This window comes from Stenotrophomonas sp. Steno-C17, assembly GCF_056393165.1.
The window spans coordinates 62,936-84,909 of record NZ_JBWJPD010000002.1; the positions used below are offsets into that span (position 1 = coordinate 62,936).

At 68.0% G+C, this 21,974-nt stretch carries 22 protein-coding genes, 4 tRNA genes and 1 pseudogene; 9 read left to right on the forward strand and 18 right to left on the reverse strand.

What is annotated here, in order from left to right; all coding sequences use genetic code 11:
- Positions 1-220 precede the first annotated feature (220 nt).
- Positions 221-940 carry a hypothetical protein gene (locus AC06FA_RS02105; protein WP_478066917.1) on the forward strand — a complete coding sequence of 240 codons (720 nt, stop codon included), beginning with the start codon at positions 221-223 and terminating at the stop codon, positions 938-940.
- Between the two features lie 66 nt (positions 941-1,006).
- Here AC06FA_RS02105 and AC06FA_RS02110 read toward each other — a convergent pair.
- From AC06FA_RS02110 to AC06FA_RS02170, 13 genes and pseudogenes are all read right to left on the reverse strand, one after another.
- A tRNA-Gly gene (locus tag AC06FA_RS02110) sits at positions 1,007-1,082 on the reverse strand.
- 157 nt (positions 1,083-1,239) lie between these two features.
- A complete protein-coding gene (gene pgsA, locus AC06FA_RS02115; RefSeq protein WP_478066918.1) occupies positions 1,240-1,866 on the reverse strand; it encodes a CDP-diacylglycerol--glycerol-3-phosphate 3-phosphatidyltransferase in 627 nt (208 codons plus the stop codon).
- A gap of 17 nt (positions 1,867-1,883) precedes the next feature.
- Complete coding sequence (gene uvrC, locus AC06FA_RS02120; protein WP_478066919.1) at positions 1,884-3,728, reverse strand: excinuclease ABC subunit UvrC; 1,845 nt, start codon at positions 3,726-3,728, stop codon at positions 1,884-1,886.
- Positions 3,725-5,137 carry a hypothetical protein gene (locus tag AC06FA_RS02125; protein ID WP_478066920.1) on the reverse strand — a complete coding sequence of 471 codons (1,413 nt, stop codon included), beginning with the start codon at positions 5,135-5,137 and terminating at the stop codon, positions 3,725-3,727. The genes uvrC and AC06FA_RS02125 overlap by 4 nt, the downstream gene beginning before the upstream one ends.
- The gene (locus AC06FA_RS02130; protein WP_478066921.1) at positions 5,134-5,619 is read right to left on the reverse strand and encodes a low molecular weight protein-tyrosine-phosphatase; all 486 of its coding nucleotides are present in this window, start codon (positions 5,617-5,619) and stop codon (positions 5,134-5,136) included. Before AC06FA_RS02130 ends, AC06FA_RS02125 begins: the two co-directional genes overlap by 4 nt.
- Positions 5,616-6,389 carry a 3-deoxy-manno-octulosonate cytidylyltransferase gene (gene kdsB, locus AC06FA_RS02135; RefSeq protein WP_478066922.1) on the reverse strand — a complete coding sequence of 258 codons (774 nt, stop codon included), beginning with the start codon at positions 6,387-6,389 and terminating at the stop codon, positions 5,616-5,618. The genes AC06FA_RS02130 and kdsB overlap by 4 nt, the downstream gene beginning before the upstream one ends.
- A gap of 75 nt (positions 6,390-6,464) precedes the next feature.
- Positions 6,465-7,484, reverse strand: a complete 1,020-nt coding sequence (gene lpxK / locus AC06FA_RS02140) for a tetraacyldisaccharide 4'-kinase (RefSeq protein ID WP_478066923.1) — start codon at positions 7,482-7,484, stop codon at positions 6,465-6,467.
- Positions 7,484-9,232 (reverse strand): lipid A export permease/ATP-binding protein MsbA, encoded by a 1,749-nt coding sequence (msbA, locus tag AC06FA_RS02145; protein ID WP_478066924.1) that lies wholly within the window; start codon positions 9,230-9,232, stop codon positions 7,484-7,486. The genes lpxK and msbA overlap by 1 nt, the downstream gene beginning before the upstream one ends.
- On the reverse strand, positions 9,229-9,651 hold the full coding sequence (locus AC06FA_RS02150) for an ExbD/TolR family protein (RefSeq protein WP_312707147.1): 423 nt from the start codon (positions 9,649-9,651) through the stop codon (positions 9,229-9,231). Before AC06FA_RS02150 ends, msbA begins: the two co-directional genes overlap by 4 nt.
- Positions 9,652-9,654: 3 nt before the next feature.
- Positions 9,655-10,317 (reverse strand): MotA/TolQ/ExbB proton channel family protein, encoded by a 663-nt coding sequence (locus tag AC06FA_RS02155; protein ID WP_478066925.1) that lies wholly within the window; start codon positions 10,315-10,317, stop codon positions 9,655-9,657.
- A 3-nt stretch (positions 10,318-10,320) separates the two neighbouring features.
- The gene (locus tag AC06FA_RS02160; protein WP_478066926.1) at positions 10,321-12,717 is read right to left on the reverse strand and encodes a DNA internalization-related competence protein ComEC/Rec2; all 2,397 of its coding nucleotides are present in this window, start codon (positions 12,715-12,717) and stop codon (positions 10,321-10,323) included.
- A 59-nt stretch (positions 12,718-12,776) separates the two neighbouring features.
- A complete protein-coding gene (locus AC06FA_RS02165; protein WP_478066927.1) occupies positions 12,777-14,129 on the reverse strand; it encodes a sensor histidine kinase in 1,353 nt (450 codons plus the stop codon).
- Between the two features lies 1 nt (position 14,130).
- Positions 14,131-14,800, reverse strand: a pseudogene (locus tag AC06FA_RS02170) (response regulator transcription factor).
- Between the two features lie 144 nt (positions 14,801-14,944).
- Here AC06FA_RS02170 and AC06FA_RS02175 point away from each other — a divergent pair.
- The 7 genes from AC06FA_RS02175 to AC06FA_RS02205 all read left to right on the forward strand — a co-directional run bounded on the left by AC06FA_RS02175 (position 14,945) and on the right by AC06FA_RS02205 (position 18,238).
- Entirely contained in the window at positions 14,945-15,718 is a 774-nt protein-coding gene (locus AC06FA_RS02175; protein WP_478066928.1) for a MipA/OmpV family protein, read from the forward strand.
- Between the two features lie 32 nt (positions 15,719-15,750).
- Positions 15,751-16,038: a hypothetical protein gene (locus AC06FA_RS02180; protein WP_478066929.1), complete on the forward strand. Its 288-nt coding sequence runs from the start codon at positions 15,751-15,753 to the stop codon at positions 16,036-16,038.
- Positions 16,039-16,164: 126 nt separating this feature from the next.
- Positions 16,165-16,734 (forward strand): peroxiredoxin family protein, encoded by a 570-nt coding sequence (locus AC06FA_RS02185; RefSeq protein ID WP_478066930.1) that lies wholly within the window; start codon positions 16,165-16,167, stop codon positions 16,732-16,734.
- A gap of 11 nt (positions 16,735-16,745) precedes the next feature.
- Complete coding sequence (locus AC06FA_RS02190; protein WP_478066931.1) at positions 16,746-16,940, forward strand: hypothetical protein; 195 nt, start codon at positions 16,746-16,748, stop codon at positions 16,938-16,940.
- A gap of 65 nt (positions 16,941-17,005) precedes the next feature.
- The gene (locus AC06FA_RS02195; RefSeq protein WP_478066932.1) at positions 17,006-17,200 is read left to right on the forward strand and encodes a hypothetical protein; all 195 of its coding nucleotides are present in this window, start codon (positions 17,006-17,008) and stop codon (positions 17,198-17,200) included.
- Between the two features lie 262 nt (positions 17,201-17,462).
- On the forward strand, positions 17,463-17,693 hold the full coding sequence (locus AC06FA_RS02200) for a hypothetical protein (RefSeq protein WP_478066933.1): 231 nt from the start codon (positions 17,463-17,465) through the stop codon (positions 17,691-17,693).
- Between the two features lie 65 nt (positions 17,694-17,758).
- Entirely contained in the window at positions 17,759-18,238 is a 480-nt protein-coding gene (locus AC06FA_RS02205) for a hypothetical protein (RefSeq protein WP_478066934.1), read from the forward strand.
- Between the two features lie 80 nt (positions 18,239-18,318).
- Here the strand turns inward: AC06FA_RS02205 and AC06FA_RS02210 are convergent.
- From AC06FA_RS02210 to uvrB, 3 genes are all read right to left on the reverse strand, one after another.
- Positions 18,319-18,393, reverse strand: a tRNA-Val gene (locus AC06FA_RS02210).
- A gap of 84 nt (positions 18,394-18,477) precedes the next feature.
- Positions 18,478-18,552, reverse strand: a tRNA-Val gene (locus AC06FA_RS02215).
- A gap of 103 nt (positions 18,553-18,655) precedes the next feature.
- Positions 18,656-20,680 (reverse strand): excinuclease ABC subunit UvrB, encoded by a 2,025-nt coding sequence (uvrB, locus tag AC06FA_RS02220; RefSeq protein ID WP_478066935.1) that lies wholly within the window; start codon positions 20,678-20,680, stop codon positions 18,656-18,658.
- 153 nt (positions 20,681-20,833) lie between these two features.
- On the opposite strand from uvrB, the gene AC06FA_RS02225 reads away from it, so the two are divergent.
- Positions 20,834-21,343, forward strand: a complete 510-nt coding sequence (locus AC06FA_RS02225; RefSeq protein WP_478066936.1) for a GspH/FimT family pseudopilin — start codon at positions 20,834-20,836, stop codon at positions 21,341-21,343.
- Between the two features lie 62 nt (positions 21,344-21,405).
- On the opposite strand, the gene AC06FA_RS02230 is transcribed toward AC06FA_RS02225, so the two are convergent.
- Positions 21,406-21,482 (reverse strand) — tRNA-Asn (locus AC06FA_RS02230).
- 54 nt (positions 21,483-21,536) lie between these two features.
- A complete protein-coding gene (locus tag AC06FA_RS02235; protein WP_478066937.1) occupies positions 21,537-21,965 on the reverse strand; it encodes a type IV pilin protein in 429 nt (142 codons plus the stop codon).
- Between the last annotated feature and the right edge of the window lie 9 nt (positions 21,966-21,974).

The following is a 21,974-nucleotide window of genomic DNA, read 5'->3' on the forward strand; positions in this document are numbered from 1 at the left end:
CCACGATCCGCAGCGGGCAGGTCACGTACTTGGGCCGCGCATAGGCAATCATCGCTTCCCCAAGCAGGTCAGCAGCGGCGTTATGGCTCCAGCCTGGCCTCGATGGCCGAGGGCGTGCAGGGCAAGGGGCCCGACGATCGCAGATTTCGGACAATGTGCATGGCCGATGCCACTCCGGAGTCCGATAGTCCCATGGTCTCCTCCCTGCCCTGCCCCGGTCATGACCCTACCCGCTGATCAGATCCTTTTTCTTCTGGCATCGGACTGCTTCAGGACAGCCCTGCTTCCCACATTCCCACAGAGGGATCTGGACGAGGCCGGCGCCATCGCGCAAGCACTGATTGAGGACATGCTGGGCGGTGGTGACAACTATTACCTGCATGCCAGCTTCAGCGAGAACAGGGCAAGGCGAACCCGCGACCTGCTCTTCAAGCGACTTGAAGGACGGAGGGTGAGCGGACGCCTGCGCAACCGAATCGCCCTGCTGATCCGGGCCATGCCGCAGGCGAGCAGGGACATGACCAACGCCTGCGACGTGATTTCCTCGATCTGTGGCTACCTGTTCTGGCTGGAATCCAGCGCGCTGCATACCCCGTTGGCACCCGATCTTGTTGCAGTCATCGCGGATGTTGAGCCGCTGGGGCTTGAACGAGCACTGCCATGCGTGGACTGGGGTGAGAAATGGCTGGGTTCAACGTCGGCACGCGACCGCTACATCATGTCGTTGATGGACGGGATCGATGACGCACAGGTGCATGTGTTCGAGCACCTGCAGGCATTCAGCGCCCGATTCGACTTTCTGTCGCTCTGGATGGCCGAGCTCGGCGAAGCGCGCTTCGCACAGATCAGGCGTTTCATAGAAACCGAGGCACATCTACGACCGGATGCGCGCGACCCCGACACAGCCGCACGGATCAGAATGATCCTGGCGGCGATCTAGCGCGCCGACTGCAGACGGTCAGCCATAATAAAAAACGCCCCCTTCCGGGAGCGTTTTTCTTGAATCTGGAGCGGGAAACGAGACTCGAACTCGCGACCTCAACCTTGGCAAGGTTGCGCTCTACCAACTGAGCTATTCCCGCTTGGGAGGCGAAATTCTACCTGTTCTGGGAATGGCGTCAAGGGATTTTTTCAGGTGGATTTCGAGGGGATTCGGCATCGCGTATCCACGCATGGCGTGGATGGAGGCACGCTTGGGGTCAGAGCCCTTTCCTGCGGGAAGGGATCTGACCCCGGGGCTCAGTTGCCCAGCTTCTTCTGCCGGGAACGCTCGCGTGCGGCGCGTTCGTCTTCGCGCAGGCTGGGCCATGCGGCATGCAGGTACTGCAGGCCGGACCACAGGGTCAGCACGGCGGCAATGGCCAAGGTCCAGTCACCAATATGGAACACCGGCGGCCCCATCCAGATGTCTTCCACCGGCACGTTCGGCGCCACCGAATACAGCAGGCACAGCAGCGCGACCATCTGCGCGGTGGTCTTGACCTTGCCGATCATCGCCACCCGCACCTTGGCACGCTGCCCCAGTTCGGCCATCCACTCGCGCAGTGCCGACACCGCGATCTCGCGACCGACGATCACCGCTGCCCAGAACGCCATCCACGGCGTGGGGTGGCCCTGCACGATCAGGAACAGCGCCACGGCCACCATCAGCTTGTCTGCCACCGGATCGAGGAAGGCGCCGAAAGCCGATTCCAACTGGTAGCGGCGGGCAATCCAGCCGTCCAGCCAGTCGGTGATCGCGGCCAGCCCGAAGATCGCCGCCGACGCGAAGTTGGTCCAGGTGTAGGGCAGGTAGAACACCAGCACCAGCACCGGGATCATCACGATCCGCAACAACGTCAGCCAGGTGGGCAGGGTCAACTTCATGCGGCTTGCTTCTCTCTCTATTCGGCCGCGTCCGGCGTGGCCAACCCGTGCAGGTTAGCGTAGATGCGCGCTGCGAGGGCGTCATTGATGCCTTCAACCTTGGCAATTTCCGCTTCACCGGCCGCTTTCAGCCCTACCAGCCCACCGAAATGCTTGAGCAGGCTGGCACGGCGGCGCGGGCCGATGCCGGGGATGTCTTCCAGCTTGCTGGTCATGCGCGCCTTCTGCCGCCGCCCGCGGTGGCCGGTGATGGCGAACCGGTGGGCTTCGTCGCGCACCTGCTGGATGAACTGCAGGGCCGGATTGGCCGCGCCAGGGCGCAGTTCGCGGCCGTCGGGCATCACCAGCGCCTCATGGCCGGCGCGACGCTCCACGCCCTTGGCCACGCCCACCAGCAGCACGCCTTCCACCCCCAGATCGGCCAGCGCGGCCTGCGCCTGCGCCAACTGGCCGGCGCCACCGTCGATCAACAGCACATCCGGCAACACCCCCTGCTCTTCCACCGCGAGGCGGAAACGGCGGTCGATGGCCTGGCGCATGGCGGCATAGTCATCGCCCGGCTCGATGCCGCTGATGTTGTAGCGGCGGTACTGCGCACGCACCGGGCCGGCGGCATCGAACACCACGCACGAGGCCACGGTGGCCTCGCCCATGGTGTGGCTGATGTCGAAGCATTCCACCCGCTTCACCGGCTCTGCCAGGCCCAGCATCTCGCGCAGGGCATCGCTGCGGGCGTGCTGTGCAGTGCGGCTGTTGAGCTCGGTGGCCAGGGTCAGCTGCGCATTGCGGCTGGCCAGTTCCACATAACCGGCACGCTCGCCGCGCACGTTCCATCTCAATTGCACCTTGCGCTCGGCCGAGGCGGACAAGGCCGCCACCAGCAGATCGGCATCGGGAATCTCGCGGTCGAGCAGGATCTCCCGCGGCGGCTCGAACTCGATGTAGTACTGCGACACGAAGGCGGCCAGCACTTCTTCGGGGCTCTCTTCACCATTGGTGCGCGGGAAGAACGGGCGCGTGCCCAGGTTGCGACCGTCACGGAACGCCAGCAGCAGCACGCAGGCCTGCGAGCCCTGCATGGCCACGGCCAGCACGTCCAGATCGGCAGCACGCCCGTCCACGTACTGGCGGGTCTGCATGCTGCGCAGCGAGGCGATGAGATCACGCAGGCGCGCGGCCTGCTCGAACTCCAGCGCCTCGCTGGCCTGCTGCATCTGTTCGCCCAGTTCGCGCGTCAGCTCATCGCTCTTGCCTTCCAGGAACAACGCAGCACGGCGCACCGATTCGGCATATTCGCTGGCCGGCACCAGGTCCACGCACGGCGCGCTGCAACGACCGATCTGGTACTGCAGGCACGGGCGCGAACGGTTGCGGAACACGCTGTCTTCGCAGCTGCGCAGCTTGAACAGCTTGTGCATCAGGTTCAGCGTTTCGCGCACGGCGGTGACGCCGGGATACGGACCGAAGTAGCGACCGGGAATGGCGCGCGGGCCGCGGTGCAGCGCGATGCGCGGCCAGTCCTCGCGGGTCAGCAGTACGTGCGGATAGGTCTTGTCGTCGCGCAGAGAGACGTTGTAGCGCGGCGACAGCGATTTGATCAGCTGGTTTTCCAGCAGCAGCGCTTCGGCTTCCGAGCGGGTGACCGTCACGTCCATGCGCGCGATCTGCGACAGCATAGACATGATGCGCGCGTTCTTCGGGCTGCCGTTGAAGTAGCTGCCCACGCGGTTGCGCAGCGCGCGCGCCTTGCCGACGTACAGCAGCGTGTCGTCGGCGGCATACATGCGATAGACGCCGGGCGCAGTACTCAACTGGCCCGCGAAGGCCTTGCCGTCGAAGGCCGGGGCAGAAGCAGAACTCATTCGCTGATCGGCACTTCGCTCAGCACGCCACTGTCGGGGTCGAAGCGCAGCACGGCATGGCCATCGGTTTCGGCAATCCACACCGCACCGGCACCCACCGCCAGCCCGGCCGGGCCCTGCAGGCGCCGCGGCAGCGGCTGGGTCACCAGTTCACCTCCGCCCAGGCGCAGGGTGCGCAGGCGACCGTTGCCGGTGTCGGCAATCCACAGCAGCGGCGCATCGGGACTGAGTGCGATGGCCTGCGGGAACTGCAGGCTGGCCTGCGCGCGCGGGCCGTCGTCGTCGCCGAAGCGCCAGGCGCCCTGCCCGATCAGGGTCTGTACCAGATCGCCGCGCAACTGCAGCGCACGGATCGAGGACCCCAGCGCGTCAGCCACGTACAGCACCTGCTGGACCACCGCCACGGCGGTGGGCTGGGCAAACGCGGCCAGGTGACCGCTGCCATCGCGCTCGTCGAGCGCCCCACTGCCGGCGCGCCACTGCAGGCTGCGCAGGCCCAGGTGGAAGCTCCACAGGCGGTTGTCACCGGCCATGGCGATATGCAGCTGGTTGTCGGCAATGGCCAGACTGACCGGATGGTCCAGCGAGACCTGGCGCGCCTGCGCCACCGGCCCCTCGACCGGGGCACCGGGGCGGCCGTTGCCGCATACCGTGTCGACCTGGCCGGTCATCAGGTTGATGCGGCGCACGGCGTGGTTGCCGGTGTCGGCCACGTACAGCGACTCGCGCTCCAGTGCCAGGCCCTGCGGACGGTGGAACGCAGCCTCGGCCAGGTTGCCGTCCATGAAATCGGCGGTGCCCAGCCCGAACTGGCGCAGCACGCGCCCGCCGTGGCTGCATTCCAGGATGCGGTGGTGGCCACTGTCGGCGATGTACAGCCGTTCCTGGCTGACCGCCAGGCCCAGCGGGAAGCGCAGCGGGTGGCGTGGCTCGGGCTGCAGTTCACTGCCGCCACGCGGGGGCGCCGCCGGGGCGCCTTCGCACAGGGCATTGAGCGCCCGCTCCAGTTCACCCGCAGCGCCCAGGCCCACCAGCCGTTGCTGTTCGCGCCCTTGCGCGTCCAGCAGCACCAGGGTCGGCCAGGCCGTCACGCCAAAGCGCCGCCAACCGTCCCAGTCGGCGTCCAGCAGGGCCGGCATCACCAGCCCCTGCCGACGCAGCAGCTTCAGTGCGGCAGGCGCTTCACGCTCGAAATCGAAACGCGGCACCTGCAACACCAGCGGTTGCAGCTTGCCGGGGTTGCGCGACAGCCACTGGCCGAACTCGGCCAGACGCTGCGCACTCCACGCCGATGCGGCATTGACAAACAGCAGCGCGACCGGCCGCCCGCGCAGTTCGGTCAGGGTGCAGGGCGCGGCGTTGAGCCACGTGGCGAATTCCGGCAGGTCCGGGACGGGCTGGACGTTCATGGCTCGATTATGCCGGAGTCAGCGTCATGCAACAGTCGTGCCACCACAGATTTCGCGGCGTCATCCACCAGGGTCCAGACCTGCTCGAAATGGTCCTGGCCACCGGTGTAAGGGTCGGCAATGGCAGACCCGTGCAGCCCGGCCCACGGCAGGTACAGCGCGAGCCGGTTGTCAGCGCCGGTACCGGCCAGGCGACGGGCGTCGCGCAGATTGGCCTGGTCCGCGCACAGGACCCAGTCGAAGTGGTCGAAGTCGGCAGCCTGCAACTGCCGCGCGCGCAGGCCGCTGATGTCCACGCCATGCCCGGCGGCACAGGCGATGGCGCGCCGGTCTGGCGGTTCGCCCACATGCCAGTCGCCGGTGCCTGCCGAGTCCACCTGCAACCGCCCGGCCAGGGGCGAGGCCTGCAGGCGCGCACGCAGGGCGCCTTCGGCCATCGGTGAGCGGCAGATGTTGCCCAGGCAGACCAGCAGCAGCTTCATCGGCCGCCCATGGCCTGCAGGCGCGCTTCGGCGCGCTCCAGGTCTTCGGGCGTGTCGATGCCCGGCGGGAAGGCTTCGGGCGAGATCGCCACGCTGATCGCGTGGCCCGCCTCCAGCACCCGCAGCTGCTCCAGCGCTTCCACCTGTTCAAGCTGGCCCGGCGGCATCGCGGCGAACTGCTGCAGGAAACCGGCGCGGTAGCCGTAGATGCCGATATGGCGCAGCCAGCGATGACCTTCCGGCAGCACATCGCGGCTGCGCGCGAAGCCGTCGCGGTGCCAGGCGATCGGCGCGCGGCTGAAATACAGCGCCTCGTTGCGCACGTTGCGCACCAGCTTGACCACGTTCGGATCGAACAGGGTGTGGGCGTCTTCCACGGCCGTGGCCAGGGTCGACATCGGCGCGGTGCCGTCCACCAGCGCGCGGGCGACGGCCTGGATGCCGGAGGCGGGGGCGAACGGTTCATCGCCCTGCAGGTTGACCACCACGGTTTCATCGGACCAACCGGCAATGCGCGCGCACTCGGCCAGACGGTCGGTGCCCGAGGCGTGGCTGACGGAGGTCATCGCCACCTTCACCTCGGCCAGGCCATCGAGCGCATCGGCGATGCGCGCGTCATCGGTCGCCACCCAGACCTCGCGGGCACCGGCCTGCAACGCGCGATGCGCCACATGCAGCACCAGCGGCTCTCCCCCCAGCAGCCGCAGCGGCTTGCCGGGCAGCCGCGAGGCGGCGTAGCGGGCGGGAATGGCAACGACGAAATCATTCATGCGGGCGGTACTCGGCAGGCGCGATACAGCAGGAATGCGGCCGGCGGCAGGCAGATGCAAGCGCCGCGCGGCCACTCAGTTCGGGCGCAGCTTGTCCAGGCGGTCGGTCAGGGCTACCCAGAACGCGGCAGGCAGATCGGCGCGCAGCGGCACCGCAAAGTGCCAGTCATTGCCGAAGGCGCGGCACTTCACCGCGTCCTTTTCGGTCATCAGCACCGGCAGCTGGCTGCCAAAGGACAGATCCTGCGGCTGGTACACCTGATGGTCGGCAAACGCGTGCGGCACCACCCCGATGCCACGCGCGCGCAGCATGTCGAAGAAGCGCTGCGGATGGGCGATACCGGCCACCGCGTGCACGCGCTGCCCGGCAAACGAGGACAGCGGTCGGCTGCGACCGCCCGGCAGCGGTTGTGCGCTGTCGATCTGCAGGGCCATCGGCCACTGCCCGAAACCACAGGCCTGCGCGGCTGCCGCGGGGTCGGACTGGCCCAGGTTGACCACGCGGAAATCGCAGTGCTCGGCCCGACTGACCGGTTCGCGCAGCGGCCCGGCGGGGATCATCCGGCCGTTGCCGTAGCGGCGTTGCGCATCCACCACTTCGATCTCGATGTCACGCGCCAGGCGGTAGTGCTGCAGGCCATCGTCACAGACGATCACGTTGCAGCCGGCATCGACCAGCGCCTTGCCGGCCGCCACCCGATCGCTGTCCACGCGCACCGGAACGCCGGTCTTCCAGGCAATCAGCACCGGCTCGTCACCGCCCAGTGCGGTGGCCGTATCGGCCTCCACCCAGCGTGCGGTGCCGGCGTCATCGCGGCCGTAACCACGGCTGGCGACGCCGGGCTTCCAGCCGGCCTCGCGCAGACGGTTCACCAGTTCGATGGTCAGCGGGGTCTTGCCGGTGCCACCTGCGGTGATGTTGCCGACCACGATGACCGGGACCGGCAACGCATGGCGCTTGCGCCAACCGCGGCGGTACAGCTGCCGGCGCAGGCCGGCAATGCCGGCGTACACCGGTGCCAGCAGGCGCATCGCCCACGGCACCGGGCTGCCGTCATACCAGTAGGCGGGGGTCTGGGTGCCCTTCGCAGCCATCAGTCCTGCCTGTCGCGGAACTGCATGCTGTGCAGGTGCTGGTACAACCCGCCCATGGCCAGCAGTTCCTGGTGGGTGCCGCGTTCGACGATACGGCCGTGGTCCATCACCAGCACCTGGTCGGCGTGTTCGATGGTGGACAGGCGGTGCGCGATCACCAGCGTGGTGCGTTCGGGCATCAGGCGTTGCAGCGCATCCTGCACCAGGCGCTCGGATTCGTTGTCCAGCGCCGCAGTGGCCTCGTCCAGGATCAGGATGGGGGCATCGCGCAGGATCGCGCGGGCGATGGCCAGGCGCTGGCGCTGGCCACCGGACAACAGCGCGCCATTCTCGCCCACCGGCGTCTGCAGCTGCTGCGGCATGCGCGCGATGAACTCCCAGGCATTGGCCGCTTCGGCCGCCGCGCGGATCTGTTCGTCGGTCGCGTCCATGCCATAGGCGATGTTGGCCGCGATGGTGTCATCGAACAGCATGACCTTCTGCCCGACCATGGCGACCTGGCGGCGCAGATCGGCCAGCGGGTACTCGTCCAGCGGTACGCCGTCCAGTGCGATGACGCCGCCGCTGGGCTCGTAGAAGCGCGGCACCAGCCGGATCAGGCTGGTCTTGCCGCTGCCGGAACGACCGACGATGGCGGTGACGGTACCGGGCCTGGCCACGAAACTGATGTCGTCCAGGGCGATGCCACTGTCCTCGCGGTAGCGCAGCATGACGTGGTCGAAGGACAGTTCGCCGCGCACGCGCTGCACGCGGGTGGTGCCGGTATCACGCTCGACCGGCATGTCGATGATGCCGAACAGGCGTTCGGCGGCGGCCACGCCGCGCGAGATCGACGTCTGCACGCTGGTCAAGCGCCGCAGCGACGGAATGATGGCCATCATCGAGGTCATCAGGCCCATGAACTGGCCCGCGTTGAGCTTGCCGGCCAGCGCTTCGCGGGTGGACACCCAGACGATCACCGCCAGCGCCAGCGCCGCCAGGAACTGCACCACGCTGGAGGCGGCCGCACGGGTGACTTCCACCTTCATGTTCAGCGCCAGCATGCGGTTGGCCAGCCGCGAATAGCGGGTCATCTCGTGCTGCTGGGTGCCGTGCACCTTCACTTCCTGCTGCGCGGCCAGCGATTGTTCGGCGGTCTGGGCCATGGTACCCATGCCGTCCTGGATGCCGCGGCTGATGCGCCGGTAGCGCTTGCCGACATAGGACACGATGGCGCCGATCAGGGGCACCACCAGCAGCATGGCCAGGGTCACCTTCACGCTCATCTGCAGCATCACCACCAGCATGGCGATGATGGTGAGGGTGTCGGCCACCACGGTCTTCAGCGCATCGGCACTGGCCTGGGTGACCTGCTCGGTGTCGAAGTTCAGGCGGCTGACCATCACCGGCGTGGCTTCGTTGTCGAAGTGCGAGGACGGCAGGTGCAGGTACTTGTGCAGCACCTGCTCACGCAGGTCGCGCACCACGCTGCGGCCGGTCTTGGCCAGCGTGTAGTCGCTGACCCAGGTGGCCAGGCTGCGCATCAGGAACAGACCGAGGATGGTCAGCGGCAGGATGACCGCCATGCGCGGTTCGGGATTGACGAAGCCGCGGTTGACCAGCGGCTCCATCAGCTTGGTGAAGTGGTAGCCGGCCAAGGCCTCGACCACCATGGCGATGACCGCCGCCACCATGAACACCCAGTAGGCACGGGTATAGCCCAGCAGGCGTTTGTAGATCGGCCACACCGGCGCGTGTTTGGAACTCATGGACGCACCTCTGGCGCTGTGGCAATGGCAATACGACGGAAACCGAGCTGGCCCAGCGCATCCTGCGCGGTGACCACGGCCTGGTAGGGAGTGCGGGCATCGGCGCGCAGCAGCACGGTCTGGCTGCGGTCGCTGCCGGCTACGGCGGCGAGGGTCTGCTTGACCGATTCGACGTCGCTGCGCAGCACTTCCTGGTCGTTGATGAAGTAACGGCCTTCGGCGTTGATCAGCACGCTGAGCGAACGCGGTGGCTCCGGATTCTGCTGGTCGCTGGCGGTCGGCAGCTGCACCTGCAGCGTGGAGCGCGCATCGAAGGTGGTGGTGACCACGAAGAAGATGATCAGCACCAGGATGACGTCGATCAGCGGCACCAGGTCGATGTGCGGCTCATCCTGGGATCGGTCGTTGCCGATGCGCATCGATCAGGCCTTGGCCGGGGCGGGCGCAGCGGCGCGCGCGACCGGCGCCGGGTTCATCACCCCGGGACGGCCGTCCAGGGTATCCAGCAGCGCGCTGGCCTCCTGCTCCATGTCCACCACGTAGCCATGGATGCGGCCCTTGAAGTAGCGATGGAACATCAGCGCCGGAATCGCCACGATCATGCCGGTGGCGGTGCACACCAGCGCCTTGCCGATGCCGCCGGCCAGCTGGTTCACATCCCCCACGCCATGGTCGAGGATGCCCAGGAACATCTGGATCATGCCGATGACGGTCCCCAGCAGGCCCAGCAGCGGGCCCGCCGAAGCGATGGTGCCCAGCGCATTGAGAAAGCGCTCCATGCGATGCACCAGGTGGCGGCCGGTATCTTCGATGCGCTCGCGGATCTGGTCGCGCGGGCGGTTGCGCGCTTCCAGCGCAGCGGCCAGCAGCGCACCCAGCGGCGAGTTGGCGCGCAGGGTCTGCAGGTGGGCCGGGTCCAGCTTGCCGCGGGCAGCCCAGTTGCGGACCTCCTGACCCAGGCCCGGCGGCAGCACCTCGTTACGCCGCAGGGACCAGAAACGCTCCAGGACGATCGCCAAAGCCAGTACGCCCAACAGCAGCAGCGGCACCATCGGCCAGCCACCGGCCTTGACCAGTTCCCACACGTTTCAACCCTCCGGCCCAACGGCCGCTTGTTCGATCGACGATAGGATAGCAGCCGACCGCGCCTGCCCAGCGGCATCCCACCACCGGGCCGCATGGACCCGCTGCTCGCGCACCCGCAGCCCTTGTGCGCCAAGCCATACGCGGATCGCCCCGGATTCGGCGGTGAGCAGTACTTCGGCGCCGACCGCGCGCCAGCGCTGCACCACGTCACGTTTTGGATGGCCGAAGCGGTTCTGGTGGCCGGCCGACACCACCGCCAACCGGGGCTGTACCGCTGACACCCAGGCCGGGCTGGAGCTGCCGCCACTGCCGTGGTGGGGCACCAGCACCACTTCGGCCCGCAGCCGGTCGGCGCCCTCCCGCAGCAGTTCCTGCTCGGCAGCGCGTCCAATGTCCCCGGGCAGCAGCACGGCACCGTGGGCACCGGCGATGCGCAGCACGCAACTGGCCTCGTTGCCGGCTGCAGTCGTGTTCGGCGCGGGGTGCAGCACCTGGAAATCAACGCCGTCCCACTGCCAGCGCAGGCCTTGCCGGCAGACGGCCGAGGCGCCGGGCGGCGCCTGCCCGGGCGGCGCCAGCACCTGCAACCCCGGCAACTGCCGACGCAGTGCCGGCAGCCCACCGGCATGGTCCAGGTGATCGTGGCTGAGCAGCAGGTGCTGGGGCGGCGCCTGCCCCAGTGCGCGCACGGCCGGCAGCAGCACCCGCTCCGATGCCGCGGCGCCGCCGGGCGGCCCCGCGTCGTACCACAGCGCATGGGTGGCCGTTCGCACCAGCACCGCAGCGCCCTGCCCCACATCGTGCACCAGCAGTTCGACCTCGCCGTGGCGCGGGGCCGGTGCCGCAGGCCAGAGCAGGGGCAGGCACAGCAGTCCGCCTGCCAGCAGACCGCCGCTGCCGCGTGGCAGCAACCACCAGAACACCCCCAGCACGGCCACCGGCAGCGCCCAGCGCGGCGCCTCGGCCAGCCACCACATGGCCTGCGGGTGCGCTGCCACAGGCTGCAGCGCCTGCCAGCTGCGCTCGAACAGCCAGGCGGCGGCACGCCACGGCCACTGCCCGGCACCATCGTGCAGGGCGTGCAGCGCCGTACCGGCCAGCGCCACCGGCACCACCACCAGGCTCCACCAGGGAATGACCGGCAGGTTCAGCAGCGGCCCCCAGCGCGCGGTGCCGCCGAACAGCGCCACCGCCAGCGGCAGCAGCGCAACGCTGGCCACGCCCTGCCCCGCCAGCGCAGCGTGCACGTGCTGCCACGGGCCGTGCGGACGCTGCTGCGGCAGACACCAGACCAGCCACAGCACGCCGCCAAAGCTGAGCCAGAAGCCCGCCGACAGCACCGACAGCGGCGCCGGCAGCAGCATCAGCAGCGCGGCCAGTGCCAGGCATTGGGGCACCGGGACTGGCCGGCGCAGGGCCCGCGCCAACGCCACCACCGCGATCATCAGGGCGGTGCGTACCGTAGGCAGCTCGGCGCCGGCCAGCAGGGTGTAGCCCGCCGCCGCCAGCGCCGCCGCAAGGGCGGCGGCCTGCGCGCGCGGCCAGGCGATCGCCAGCGGCGGCCACAGCCGCCACAGCACGCTGCACAACAGGGCCCCGCAACCGGCGACCAGGCCGACGTGGAAGCCGGATATGGCGATCAGATGGGTCAGCCCCAGGGCGCGCAGCTGCTCCCAGTCGACATCGCTGAGCCCACGCGTGTCGCCCAGCGCCAGCGCCTGCACGAAGCGCGCCGAGGGATGCCCGACCTGGGTGGCGATGGCATCGCTGCAGGCCTCGCGCCAGGCCTGCAGGCCATGCGCTGCACGCAGCTGCCGTGCAGGGGCCTGCGCGCGCACGTTGGCGTTGCCTGCCAGACCCTGCAGCAGTGCGTGGCGTTCGCCGTCGAAGCCGCCAGGATTGATGCGCGAACGCGGCGCACGCAGCCGCAACGGCAACCGCCAGTGTGCACCCGCGCGCACGCGGTGCCGCTGCGCCGGGACCGCGGATGGCGTGGCGTGCAGATCATGCCAGCGCACCAGCAGGCGGCGCCCGCGCAGTGCGGGCAGACCGTCGGCCTGCTCCACCTGCAGCACGAAGCGTGTGTGGTCGGGGCCATGGCTCGGCAGATCGACCACCCGCCCGCGCACCTGCAGGTTCTGCGCGGCGGCGTCGGCAGGCCATTGCTGCTGCAGCGCCCAGTGGCCGTGGCAGGCCGTCCACGCCAAGCCGAACACGGCGGCTGCCACGACCCGGCCGCGCCAGCGCAGCAGCCACCCCGGCAACGCCAGCGCCGCCAGCACCATGCCCAGCCACCGTGGTGGCAGCACCGGCGCGGCAATGCAGGCCAGCGCCCCCAGCACCAGCGCGGCCGCGCAGGCGGGGCCCAGACAGGGGGACGGGGGCACGGTCGCGGCCATGTCCCCAGCATGCAGACCCGCGACGCGCACCTGCCATCAGGCGACGCCGTGACGGGCGGTCAGCGTTCGCTTCGGCGCGCGGCGCCACGATGGAAGTTGACGCGGAAACGTGCACCACCGCCGGGCGCCTCGCCCACACTCACACTGCCGCCGTGGTGCTGCACGATCTCCTTCACCAGGTGCAGGCCCAGACCACTGCCACTGCCGGCCGCGCGCAGCCGGTGGAAGGGCTCGAAGATGGCCTCGCGATCGCCCACCGGCACACCGGCGCCCTGATCGCTGACATCCAGCAGTCCCTGCGGGTCCACCCGCACGCAGATGGTGCCGCGCCCGCCGCCGTGCACGATGGCGTTGTGCACCAGATTGGCAATCACCCGCCCCAACGCCAGGCCGTCGCCCTGGATCCACACCGGGGCATCGGGCGCATCCACTTCGAAGCCATAGCCGGCGCCGACCACCAGCGGCGCCAGCTCGGCCGCCGCTTCGCGCACCAGCTGGGCCAGGTCCAGGCGCTGCAGTGCGGTGGTATTGCGGTCCAGGCGCTGCAGGTCGAGCAGGTGCTCGGCCACGTTGCCCAGCCGTGCCACGTCGGTCAGCAGCTGCGACTTCAGTTCGCCCTGCGGCAGCTGCGACAGGCGCGCCTGCACCACCGCGATCGGCACCCGCAGCTCGTGCGCGGCATCGGCCAGGAACTTGTCGCGTGCCGCATAACCCTGCTGCACCTTGTCGATCGCATCGTTGAAGGCTTCCACCAGCGGCGCGACTTCGGTGGAGACCAGCTGCGCATCCAGGCGCGCACCGGGTTGGCCGACATCCAGTTCCTTGGCCTGCTGCGCAGAGCGGCGCACGCCGCGCATGGCGCGGTGGATGACCGTGGGCATTACCAGCAGAGTGACCACGATCAGCGGCAGGAAGAACCACAGGCCGATCAGGCGCAGCACCATCAGCGCGCCATCGACCAGTCCGCCTTTCGGCGCGCCGCCCACCATCACCGTGATACGCCGGCCTTCGTCGTAACGGATCATCACCCGCGCCACATCCAGATAGGGCGGCACCAGCGACCCCAGCTCGGTCGCGCCCAGCGTCGGCAGGCGCGCCAGCAACGGCGCATGCACGGTCGGAACCTTGCCGCGTTCCAGCCACGCCCCCTGGTCGTCCACGGCGGCGAACCACAGGTTGCCGCCCGCGCGTGCGTCCAGCTTCTGCCAGCGGGCCTGGTCCAGCTGCAGGCGGCCATCCACGCTGCGCAGCGCATCGGCCACGTCTTCGGCCATGAACATGTCCATGCCCCAGGTGTCCTTGTCACCCCAGGTCAGGATCAGCGCGGCCACCGCGAACAGCACAGTGAATGCCTGCGCCAGGAACAGACGCCAGGCCAGGCCAAGGGTGATCGAACGGATCGGGCGGGCCACCTCAGACCTCCGCCAGCAGGTAGCCGACGCCACGGATGACGTGGATTTCCACGCCCGCCCCGGCCTGCTGCAGCGCCTTGCGCAGCTTGGAGATATGCGCGTCCAGCGCATTCGACTGGATCTCGTCATCGAAGCCGTACACCGCCGCCTCCAGCGCGCTGCGGGTGACCGTGCGCCCCTGGCGCATGGCCAGCGCCTGCAACACCAGCACCTGGCGCCGCGGCAGCGCCAGCAGTTGGCCATCGACTTCGGCCTGCAGCGATTCGAAGTCGAACGCCAGCCGGCCCAGCACCAGGCGCGGCGTCACCATGGCCGTCGGCCGCCGCGACACCGCGCGGATGCGTGCCATCAGCTCTTCGATGGCGACCGGCTTGACCAGGTAGTCATCGGCGCCCACATCCAGCCCTTCCACCTTGTCCGACAGCGCCCCTTTGGCCGTCAGCATGATCACCGGCAGGTTCGGGCGCAGCGCGCGCGGTGGCAACGAAGGCCACGCCATCGCCGTCGGGCAACTGGCGATCGAGCAGCAGCAGCTGGTGCACCGGCTCGCGCAGGGCGACGGTGGCCTCGGCCAGGCTGGCGACCACGTCGGCAACCACTCCTTGCCGCTCCAGCCCGCTCTGCAGGGCACGGGACAGATCGGGATCGTCTTCGACCAGGAGGATGCGCATCGGAGGCTCGGTGGCGGAAATCGCTGCCGATGATAGTGCCTGCGAGGGCAAGGCGACGTGCCGGCCGTGCCTGTCGGCCGCGCAATGTTCCGACAATGTTGGGGGCGCAGCATGGGCGCTTGTTCACTGCCCAGTCGCCCTTCAATGTCCCTGCGTTCCCCTGCCCTGCTGCGCCCCCTGCTGTGCACCGTCGCTCTCTCCACGCCGCTGCTGGCAACCGCCCAGGACCAGGAGGCCGCACCGGGCGTGCAGGCCGGCATCACCGTCGGTGCGACCACCGGTGCGTATGCACACTACGATGACAAGCCGCTGGTGGTGCCTGCCCTGGCATGGCAGGGCAAGCGTTTCTTCGCCAGTCCCGGTTCGCTGGGCATGCACCTGTACAAGGCTGACGGCCTGCGGGTATCGGCCGTGGCAACGCCCTACACGCTGCGGTTCAAGACCGACGATGTGAACGATCCGCAGCTGCGCCGCCTGCACAGTCGGCAGATGTCGGCCATGGCCGGCGTCAACGCCGAATACAAGGCAGATTGGGGCGTGGTCGCGGCCAGCGTGCAGCGCGAGGTCAGTGGCCACGGGGGTGGCATGGAATCGAGCCTGCATTACAGCTACCCGATCCAGGCCGGCCGCTTCACCTGGGTGCCGCGCGTGGGCGTGGTGCATTCCAGCGCGCGCCTGCTCGACTACTACTACGGCATCAGCAACGAGGAAGCCCTGCGTTCCGGGTTGGCCGCCTACACGCCTGGCAGCGCCACCTCGCCGAGCCTGCAGATCGCGGTCAGCACGCCATTGGGCACGAAGTGGCGCGCCACCGGCGTGGTGGCCAACCAATGGTTCGGCGACGCGGTGAAGGACAGCCCGATGACCCGCGACGGCAGCCAGACCTCCGCCTTCCTTTCACTGATGCGCGCCTTCTAGCGTCGCGCCTTTCCCGCCCAGAAGGACCTCACATGGCCGCCGCCAGCCCGCTCCACGACGCACACGCGATCCTGCACGCCCCTGATCTGGACAGCGCCGAACGCGTGTACCTGGGGTTGCTGCCGGACCTGGCCCATGTGGATGCGCTCACCCGCCATGCGCTGGGTTCGTCGCGCGCCGCCGATGCCGCGCGCGGTTACGTGCTGTCAATGACGCTGGTGGGTCTGCGCCTGCAGGAACTGGAGATGGACGAGCCGTGTGCCAGCGCGCACCGGCAGGCGTCGCTGCGCAGCCTGCGGCAGGCCTTCACGGCTGCCTGAGCACAGCGCGGCCACGCAGGGTGGCGTCCGCTGATCTGGCAGCCGCGTCACCGAAGATAAGAAAGCTTGACATTCCTGCTGTCATTTCAGGTATGGTCGATGCAACGCGGCGTTCAAGGATGATCGATGCTCAAGCGTGCACTGTTTCCCGTTGTCGCCCTGCTGTTGGCCGCACTGGTCATCATGCTCTCCTGGCAGAACCGCCAGTTGCGGCAGGTCAACGAGCAGATGGCGGCCCAACTGCAGCAGACCCAGCTGGATGCGCACGGCCTCGCAACCGGCACCCGACCTGAACTGTTGACGCTGCGGACGACGCAGCAGGCTCATGTCGATATCGGCGGCACACGCGCCGCTCCGCAGATCCTCTACTTCTTCTCTACCGCCTGCCGCTACTGCCTGGCCTCGCTGCCACAGCTGCAGCAGATCGCGGCGGCGCGTGGCAGTGCCGAACTGGTGGGCGTCGGCCTGCCACCGTATGACCATCTTGCCGCGTACGCCGGCACGCACGCGCTGGCGTTCCCGATCGCGATTGACGATCAGGGCGAAGTCTCCAAGCGCTATCGCGCCACGCTGACGCCGATGCTGATGGTGCTGGCCGCAGATGGCAGCGTCGCCTACAAGCATGTCGGCCAGCTCCACACAGGGACGGTACAGGCCGTCGCCAATGCACTGAATCCGGGAAGCCACACCAACTGAAGGAGATACACATGATCGGGAAGAAAAAGCTGTTCTCGTCTGTCGCCGGTATCGTCATCGTTGCTGCAATGTCATTCGGTGGCGCACAGGCCTTCGCCACCCCGGTGAAGACGGGCTTTGCACCGGGTTGCGTGGACACCCCCGGGTGCATGTTCGGCGGCAACGGCCGCGCCGGCGGCACGCGCATCTGCTGCGTCGCCAACTGATTCTGCTTCGACACCGCCCCGCAAGCGGTGACTTCATGTTCCATCGCCATTCCAAGGAGATACACATGATCGGAAAGAAGAAACTGTTCTCGTCCATTGCCGGCATCGTCGTGGTGGCCGCCATGTCGTTCGGTGCCGCGCAGGCCTTCGCCACGCCGGCCAAGGCCGGGTTCGCACCGGGCTGTGAGTACACCCCGGGTTGCCCGTACGGCGGTTCGGGGCACTGGTCCGGCCCGCGCCTCTGCTGCGATCCGGTCTGAGCCTGCCTGAAGGTTCCAGCCATGTCGTGACCTGAGCCCAGGCTTCCCGGCCAACGGGGTCACTTCCGGGCAAACGGGCCGGACTGCCTTCATCGGTCGTCCGGCCTTTTTCATGGCCGTGCGCTGCCGCTACGCCCGACCCACCCCGGATTCATCCTTGCTGGCTCCCCTTGGCGGGCGCTTTTCCAGCCTTCGTCGCATACCGGTTTCACGCCGCAGGCCACGGTGCAACGCTGGACTCCCTTCTCCGGAGCACCGTGCCATGCCGATGCTTGCCCTGCTTCTGCTGTACGCCACCGTGCTCGGTGGCGACGAAACGCTGCCAGTGGCGCACGTGCAGGTTCGACTGGGCCAGGACAGCGTACTGTGCTGGGAGCGCGACAGCGCTGAGCGCACACGCACGCTGGGCCTGTGGCGGCAGGCTGGCGGCAGTTGGCAACTGCAGCATCGCCTGCGCGTGAGCAGCGGGCACCTGCTTCCGGCATCGCGGTGAGGGTGATCGTTCATCCGCCGCTGGATCCTTGATGCCAGCATGGGCACCTGTCGAAAGGATGCGCCATGCCCCCTGTTTCCATCATCCGCACTGGCCTGATTCTGGCCTGCCTGCTGCTTGCAGGCTGCTGCCCGTTCGGAAGCGAGATCCGTTCTCGCCCCACGTTCGTCAATCCACAGGTGTCGCCGGCAGCATCGCGCGCGCTGGTGGCAGAGTGCGATCGCCAGGGCGCCCGGCTGCGCAGCGAGCGCGAGCGGGCGTTCGTCGCCACCACGCGCGCGCAATGTGCGCTGCCGGCCCCCTTCGCCGACTACGCGATGGTCAACGCCCAGGGCCAGACACTGCCGCCGGCAGAAGCCGCCGAGCGGCGCGCCAGCCATGTGCAGCGCGTCTGCGCGGGCGCCCCGCGCAGGGACAAGGACCTGGCGGCCCTGTGCCCGGACTGCCGGGCAAGGGCGGACGATCAGGTGGCGCAGTGCCGCGCGGAAAAGGGCATCGTGCGCAGCTCAAGACCGGTGCGCATGTGCAGCATGATCCAGTTCTAGCCAACCGGCAGAAACGAAAACGCCGGCCCAAGGCCGGCGTTCTGGACTCCACCGCTGCACCGGCAATGCCGGGAGCCAGGTGGTGGGCGGTACAGGGTTCGAACCTGTGACCCCTACCATGTCAAGGTAGTGCTCTACCGCTGAGCTAACCGCCCAATGAATCTGCATGTCTGGACTGAAAAACCCGGCTTGCTGGCCGGGTTTGTCTTCCTCACGACAGCCCCTTGCCAGGGACTTCGTGGTGGGCGGTACAGGGTTCGAACCTGTGACCCCTACCATGTCAAGGTAGTGCTCTACCGCTGAGCTAACCGCCCGTTTTTCCTGCATTTCCGCGATTGCGTCGGTGCAGGCCGCGTATATTACGGATGCAGGCGCGCCAGCGCAATACTTTTGTGAAGGCAACCGACCTCGGCCTGTTCAGCCAAGGCTGGCCTCCTTCAGCTGGCGGATCTGGTCGCGCACGCGCGCCGCGTCCTCGAACTCCAGATCCTTGGCGTGCTGGTACATCTGCTGTTCCAGCGCTTTCAGGCGCGAAGCGAGCTGCGCCGGGCTGAGCGACCGGTAATCGGCGGCAGACTCGGCCACGCCGCCACGGGCCTTGCCCTTGCCCTTGCGCGCCTCTTTCTCCGCCGCATCCGAGCGTGCGCCTTCCAGCACATCGACGATGGGACGGGCCACCGAGCGCGGCACGATGCCATGTGCTTCGTTGTACTCGACCTGCTTGGCGCGGCGGCGGTCGGTCTCGTCGATCGCCGCCTGCATGGAACGGGTGATCTTGTCGGCGTACAGGATCGCCTTGCCGCGCACGTTGCGCGCGGCACGGCCGATGGTCTGGATCAGCGAGCCGGTGGAACGCAGGAAGCCTTCCTTGTCCGCGTCCAGGATCGCCACCAGCGACACTTCGGGCATATCCAGGCCTTCGCGCAGCAGATTGATGCCGACCAGCACATCGAACTTGCCCAGGCGCAGGTCGCGAATGATCTCCACGCGCTCGACCGTATCCACGTCCGAATGCAGGTAGCGCACGCGGATGCCATGTTCGGTCAGGTACTCGGTCAGGTTCTCGGCCATGCGCTTGGTCAGCGTGGTGACCAGCACGCGATCGCCGGCCTTGATGCGCTCGTTGGCCTCGCTCATCAGGTCGTCCACCTGGGTACCGACCGGGCGGATCTCCACCACCGGATCGATCAGACCGGTCGGACGCACCACCAGTTCGGTGATCTCGTCACCGGCCTCGCGGTACTCGTAAGGGCCCGGGGTGGCCGAGACATAGATCGCGCGCGGGCAGCGCGCCTCCCATTCCTCGAACCGCAGTGGCCGGTTGTCCAGCGCCGACGGCAGGCGGAAGCCGAACTCGACCAGGGTCTCCTTGCGCGAACGGTCGCCCTTGAACATCGCACCGATCTGCGGAATGGTCACGTGCGATTCGTCGATGACCAGCAGCGCATCGGGCGGCAGGTAGTCGAACAGGGTCGGCGGCGGTTCGCCGGCGTTCTTGCCGGTCAGGTGCCGCGAGTAGTTCTCGATGCCGTTGCAGAAGCCCACCTCGGCCATCATCTCGATGTCGAACTGGGTGCGCTGCGCAAGGCGCTGCGCCTCGACCAGCTTGTTCTGCGCATACAACTGCTCCAGCCGCTCCTTCAGCTCGACCTTGATGGTTTCCACCGCCGCCAGCACGCGCTCGCGGGTGGTCGCGTAGTGGGTCTTGGGGTAGACGGTGAAGCGCTGCAGGTTGCGCATCGTCTCGCCGGTCAACGGGTCGAACATCGTGATCTTCTCGACCTCGCCATCGAACAGCTCGATGCGCAGGGCTTCACTGTCCGACTCGGCCGGGAACACGTCGATCACTTCACCGCGCACGCGGAACGTACCGCGCTGCAGCTCGTACTCGTTGCGGGTGTACTGCAGCTGGGTCAGGTGATTGATCAGATCACGCTGGTCGATGCGCTCGCCCCTGGACAGGATCAAGCGCAGCGACAGGTAGTCTTCCGGCGCGCCCAGGCCGTAGATGGCCGACACCGTGGCGACCACGATCGCATCGGGGCGCGACAACAGCGTCTTGGTCGCAGCCAGGCGCATCTGCTCGATGTGCTCGTTGATCGAACTGTCCTTCTCGATGAAGGTGTCCGATGACGGCACGTAGGCCTCGGGCTGGTAGTAGTCGTAATAGCTGACGAAATACTCCACCGCGTTGTGCGGGAAGAACGCCTTGAACTCACCGTACAGCTGCGCCGCCAGCGTCTTGTTCGGCGCCATGATCAGCGTCGGCTTCTGCACGTTCTGGATGACGTTGGCGATGGTGTAGGTCTTGCCCGAACCGGTGACGCCCAGCAGGGTCTGCTTGGCGATGCCGGCCTGGAAATTGTCGGTCAGCTTCGCAATCGCGTTGGGCTGGTCGCCGGCCGGCGAATAGGGCGAAACGAGTTGAAAGCTGTCGCTCATGGTGCTGCCAGATCCCGGGAACCCGAAGTATACCGGGCACTCCGGTGACGACCGGTTGAACCCTAACCCGATTCAGGCAGCGGCAAAGCCCGATGGTGCGGCAACAGTGGCGGGCGGAGGCTGGTGGCCCATCCTGCTGCTGGAGCCCGCGCCATGCACTCCCCTGCCCCCGGCCACACCCTGGCCGAACTGCTGCTGGCCGTTGCGGTGCTGGCGATCCTGGCCTGCCTGGCGACCCTGCCGCTGGGCGGGCTGCTGGATCGACTACGCGCCGATCAGCTGCGCCTGCAGCTGCACGCGGCGCTGAACCAGGCCCGCAGCACGGCGCTGTCGCAACGCCGCCCGGTGGTGATCTGCCCCAGCAACGATGGGCTGCACTGCACGCAGGACTGGAGCCAGGGCTGGATGCTGCGCGCCGAACAGCCACGGCCGGATGAGCGCGACGCGGCACCCCTGGCAGCACGCCAGCTGGAAAGCCATGCCTCGCTGCAGGCCACCAGTACACAGGGGCGTCCACGCATCGTGTTCCGCGCCAGCGGGCGCAGCGCCGGCAGCAACGCGCGCATCCGCATCTGCCTGCGCGGCCAGGCGCGGGCCGAGGTCGTGGTCAGCAACACCGGGCGCGTGCGTTCGCTGCGCAGCGCGTCGCAGGACCCGTGCTGAGACACGCAGACAGCGGACGCAGAAAAGCAGAAGCCGCGATTTCTCGCGGCTTCTGCAGGATCTGGCGCCCGAAGTTGGACTCGAACCAACGACCCCCTGATTAACAGTCAAGTGCTCTAACCGGCTGAGCTATTCGGGCGGGGAGGCGCATTCTAGTAGCTGCTGCGCGCCGATGCAACACCCCTGCGCGAAATCACCAGCAACCGGCCACCGAACTGGCGTTCGGCGTCTTCACATTGGCCTGGTTGACCGTCATCGTGCCGCACTTGTCCTTGGCCTGCGCGCCCTGCGGCGCGGCCGTCAGGGTGAACGTGCCCTGCGCGGCCTGGATGCTGATCGTGTACTGCGCGGTGCCGCCCTCGCGCGGCGACTGGATGCTGGTGGTGCCGTTGCTGAAACGGAAATTGGCGTAGGTGTTGTTGGTGGTGTGCGAGCGCTCGGCCAGCTGCGCGTACTCCACCATGTCCGCCTTGGCCTGCGCACGCCGCGACTTGCGGATCTGGTCGGTGTAGGCGGGATACGCCACCGCCGACAGGATCGCCACGACGGCCACCGTGATCATCAGTTCGATCAGGGTGAAACCACGGATCTGGCCCATGGCGCGGATTGCTTTGAGTGACATCGCAGGAAT

What these genes read in the sequence shown, in the direction of transcription:
- kdsB (WP_478066922.1), bottom strand. Translation starts at nt 6,389, where the DNA reads ATGAATGATTTCGTCGTTGCCATTCCCGCCCGCTACGCCGCCTCGCGG.
- AC06FA_RS02205 (WP_478066934.1), top strand. Translation starts at nt 17,759, where the DNA reads ATGCCCCCTGTTTCCATCATCCGCACTGGCCTGATTCTGGCCTGCCTG.
- uvrB (WP_478066935.1), bottom strand. Translation starts at nt 20,680, where the DNA reads ATGAGCGACAGCTTTCAACTCGTTTCGCCCTATTCGCCGGCCGGCGAC.
- AC06FA_RS02195 (WP_478066932.1), top strand. Translation starts at nt 17,006, where the DNA reads ATGATCGGAAAGAAGAAACTGTTCTCGTCCATTGCCGGCATCGTCGTG.
- AC06FA_RS02160 (WP_478066926.1), bottom strand. Translation starts at nt 12,717, where the DNA reads ATGGCCGCGACCGTGCCCCCGTCCCCCTGTCTGGGCCCCGCCTGCGCG.
- msbA (WP_478066924.1), bottom strand. Translation starts at nt 9,232, where the DNA reads ATGAGTTCCAAACACGCGCCGGTGTGGCCGATCTACAAACGCCTGCTG.
- AC06FA_RS02150 (WP_312707147.1), bottom strand. Translation starts at nt 9,651, where the DNA reads ATGCGCATCGGCAACGACCGATCCCAGGATGAGCCGCACATCGACCTG.
- AC06FA_RS02125 (WP_478066920.1), bottom strand. Translation starts at nt 5,137, where the DNA reads ATGAACGTCCAGCCCGTCCCGGACCTGCCGGAATTCGCCACGTGGCTC.
- AC06FA_RS02190 (WP_478066931.1), top strand. Translation starts at nt 16,746, where the DNA reads ATGATCGGGAAGAAAAAGCTGTTCTCGTCTGTCGCCGGTATCGTCATC.
- AC06FA_RS02180 (WP_478066929.1), top strand. Translation starts at nt 15,751, where the DNA reads ATGGCCGCCGCCAGCCCGCTCCACGACGCACACGCGATCCTGCACGCC.
- AC06FA_RS02235 (WP_478066937.1), bottom strand. Translation starts at nt 21,965, where the DNA reads ATGTCACTCAAAGCAATCCGCGCCATGGGCCAGATCCGTGGTTTCACC.
- lpxK (WP_478066923.1), bottom strand. Translation starts at nt 7,484, where the DNA reads ATGGCTGCGAAGGGCACCCAGACCCCCGCCTACTGGTATGACGGCAGC.
- AC06FA_RS02175 (WP_478066928.1), top strand. Translation starts at nt 14,945, where the DNA reads ATGTCCCTGCGTTCCCCTGCCCTGCTGCGCCCCCTGCTGTGCACCGTC.
- AC06FA_RS02200 (WP_478066933.1), top strand. Translation starts at nt 17,463, where the DNA reads ATGCCGATGCTTGCCCTGCTTCTGCTGTACGCCACCGTGCTCGGTGGC.
- pgsA (WP_478066918.1), bottom strand. Translation starts at nt 1,866, where the DNA reads ATGAAGTTGACCCTGCCCACCTGGCTGACGTTGTTGCGGATCGTGATG.
- AC06FA_RS02225 (WP_478066936.1), top strand. Translation starts at nt 20,834, where the DNA reads ATGCACTCCCCTGCCCCCGGCCACACCCTGGCCGAACTGCTGCTGGCC.
- AC06FA_RS02105 (WP_478066917.1), top strand. Translation starts at nt 221, where the DNA reads ATGACCCTACCCGCTGATCAGATCCTTTTTCTTCTGGCATCGGACTGC.
- AC06FA_RS02130 (WP_478066921.1), bottom strand. Translation starts at nt 5,619, where the DNA reads ATGAAGCTGCTGCTGGTCTGCCTGGGCAACATCTGCCGCTCACCGATG.
- AC06FA_RS02185 (WP_478066930.1), top strand. Translation starts at nt 16,165, where the DNA reads ATGCTCAAGCGTGCACTGTTTCCCGTTGTCGCCCTGCTGTTGGCCGCA.
- uvrC (WP_478066919.1), bottom strand. Translation starts at nt 3,728, where the DNA reads ATGAGTTCTGCTTCTGCCCCGGCCTTCGACGGCAAGGCCTTCGCGGGC.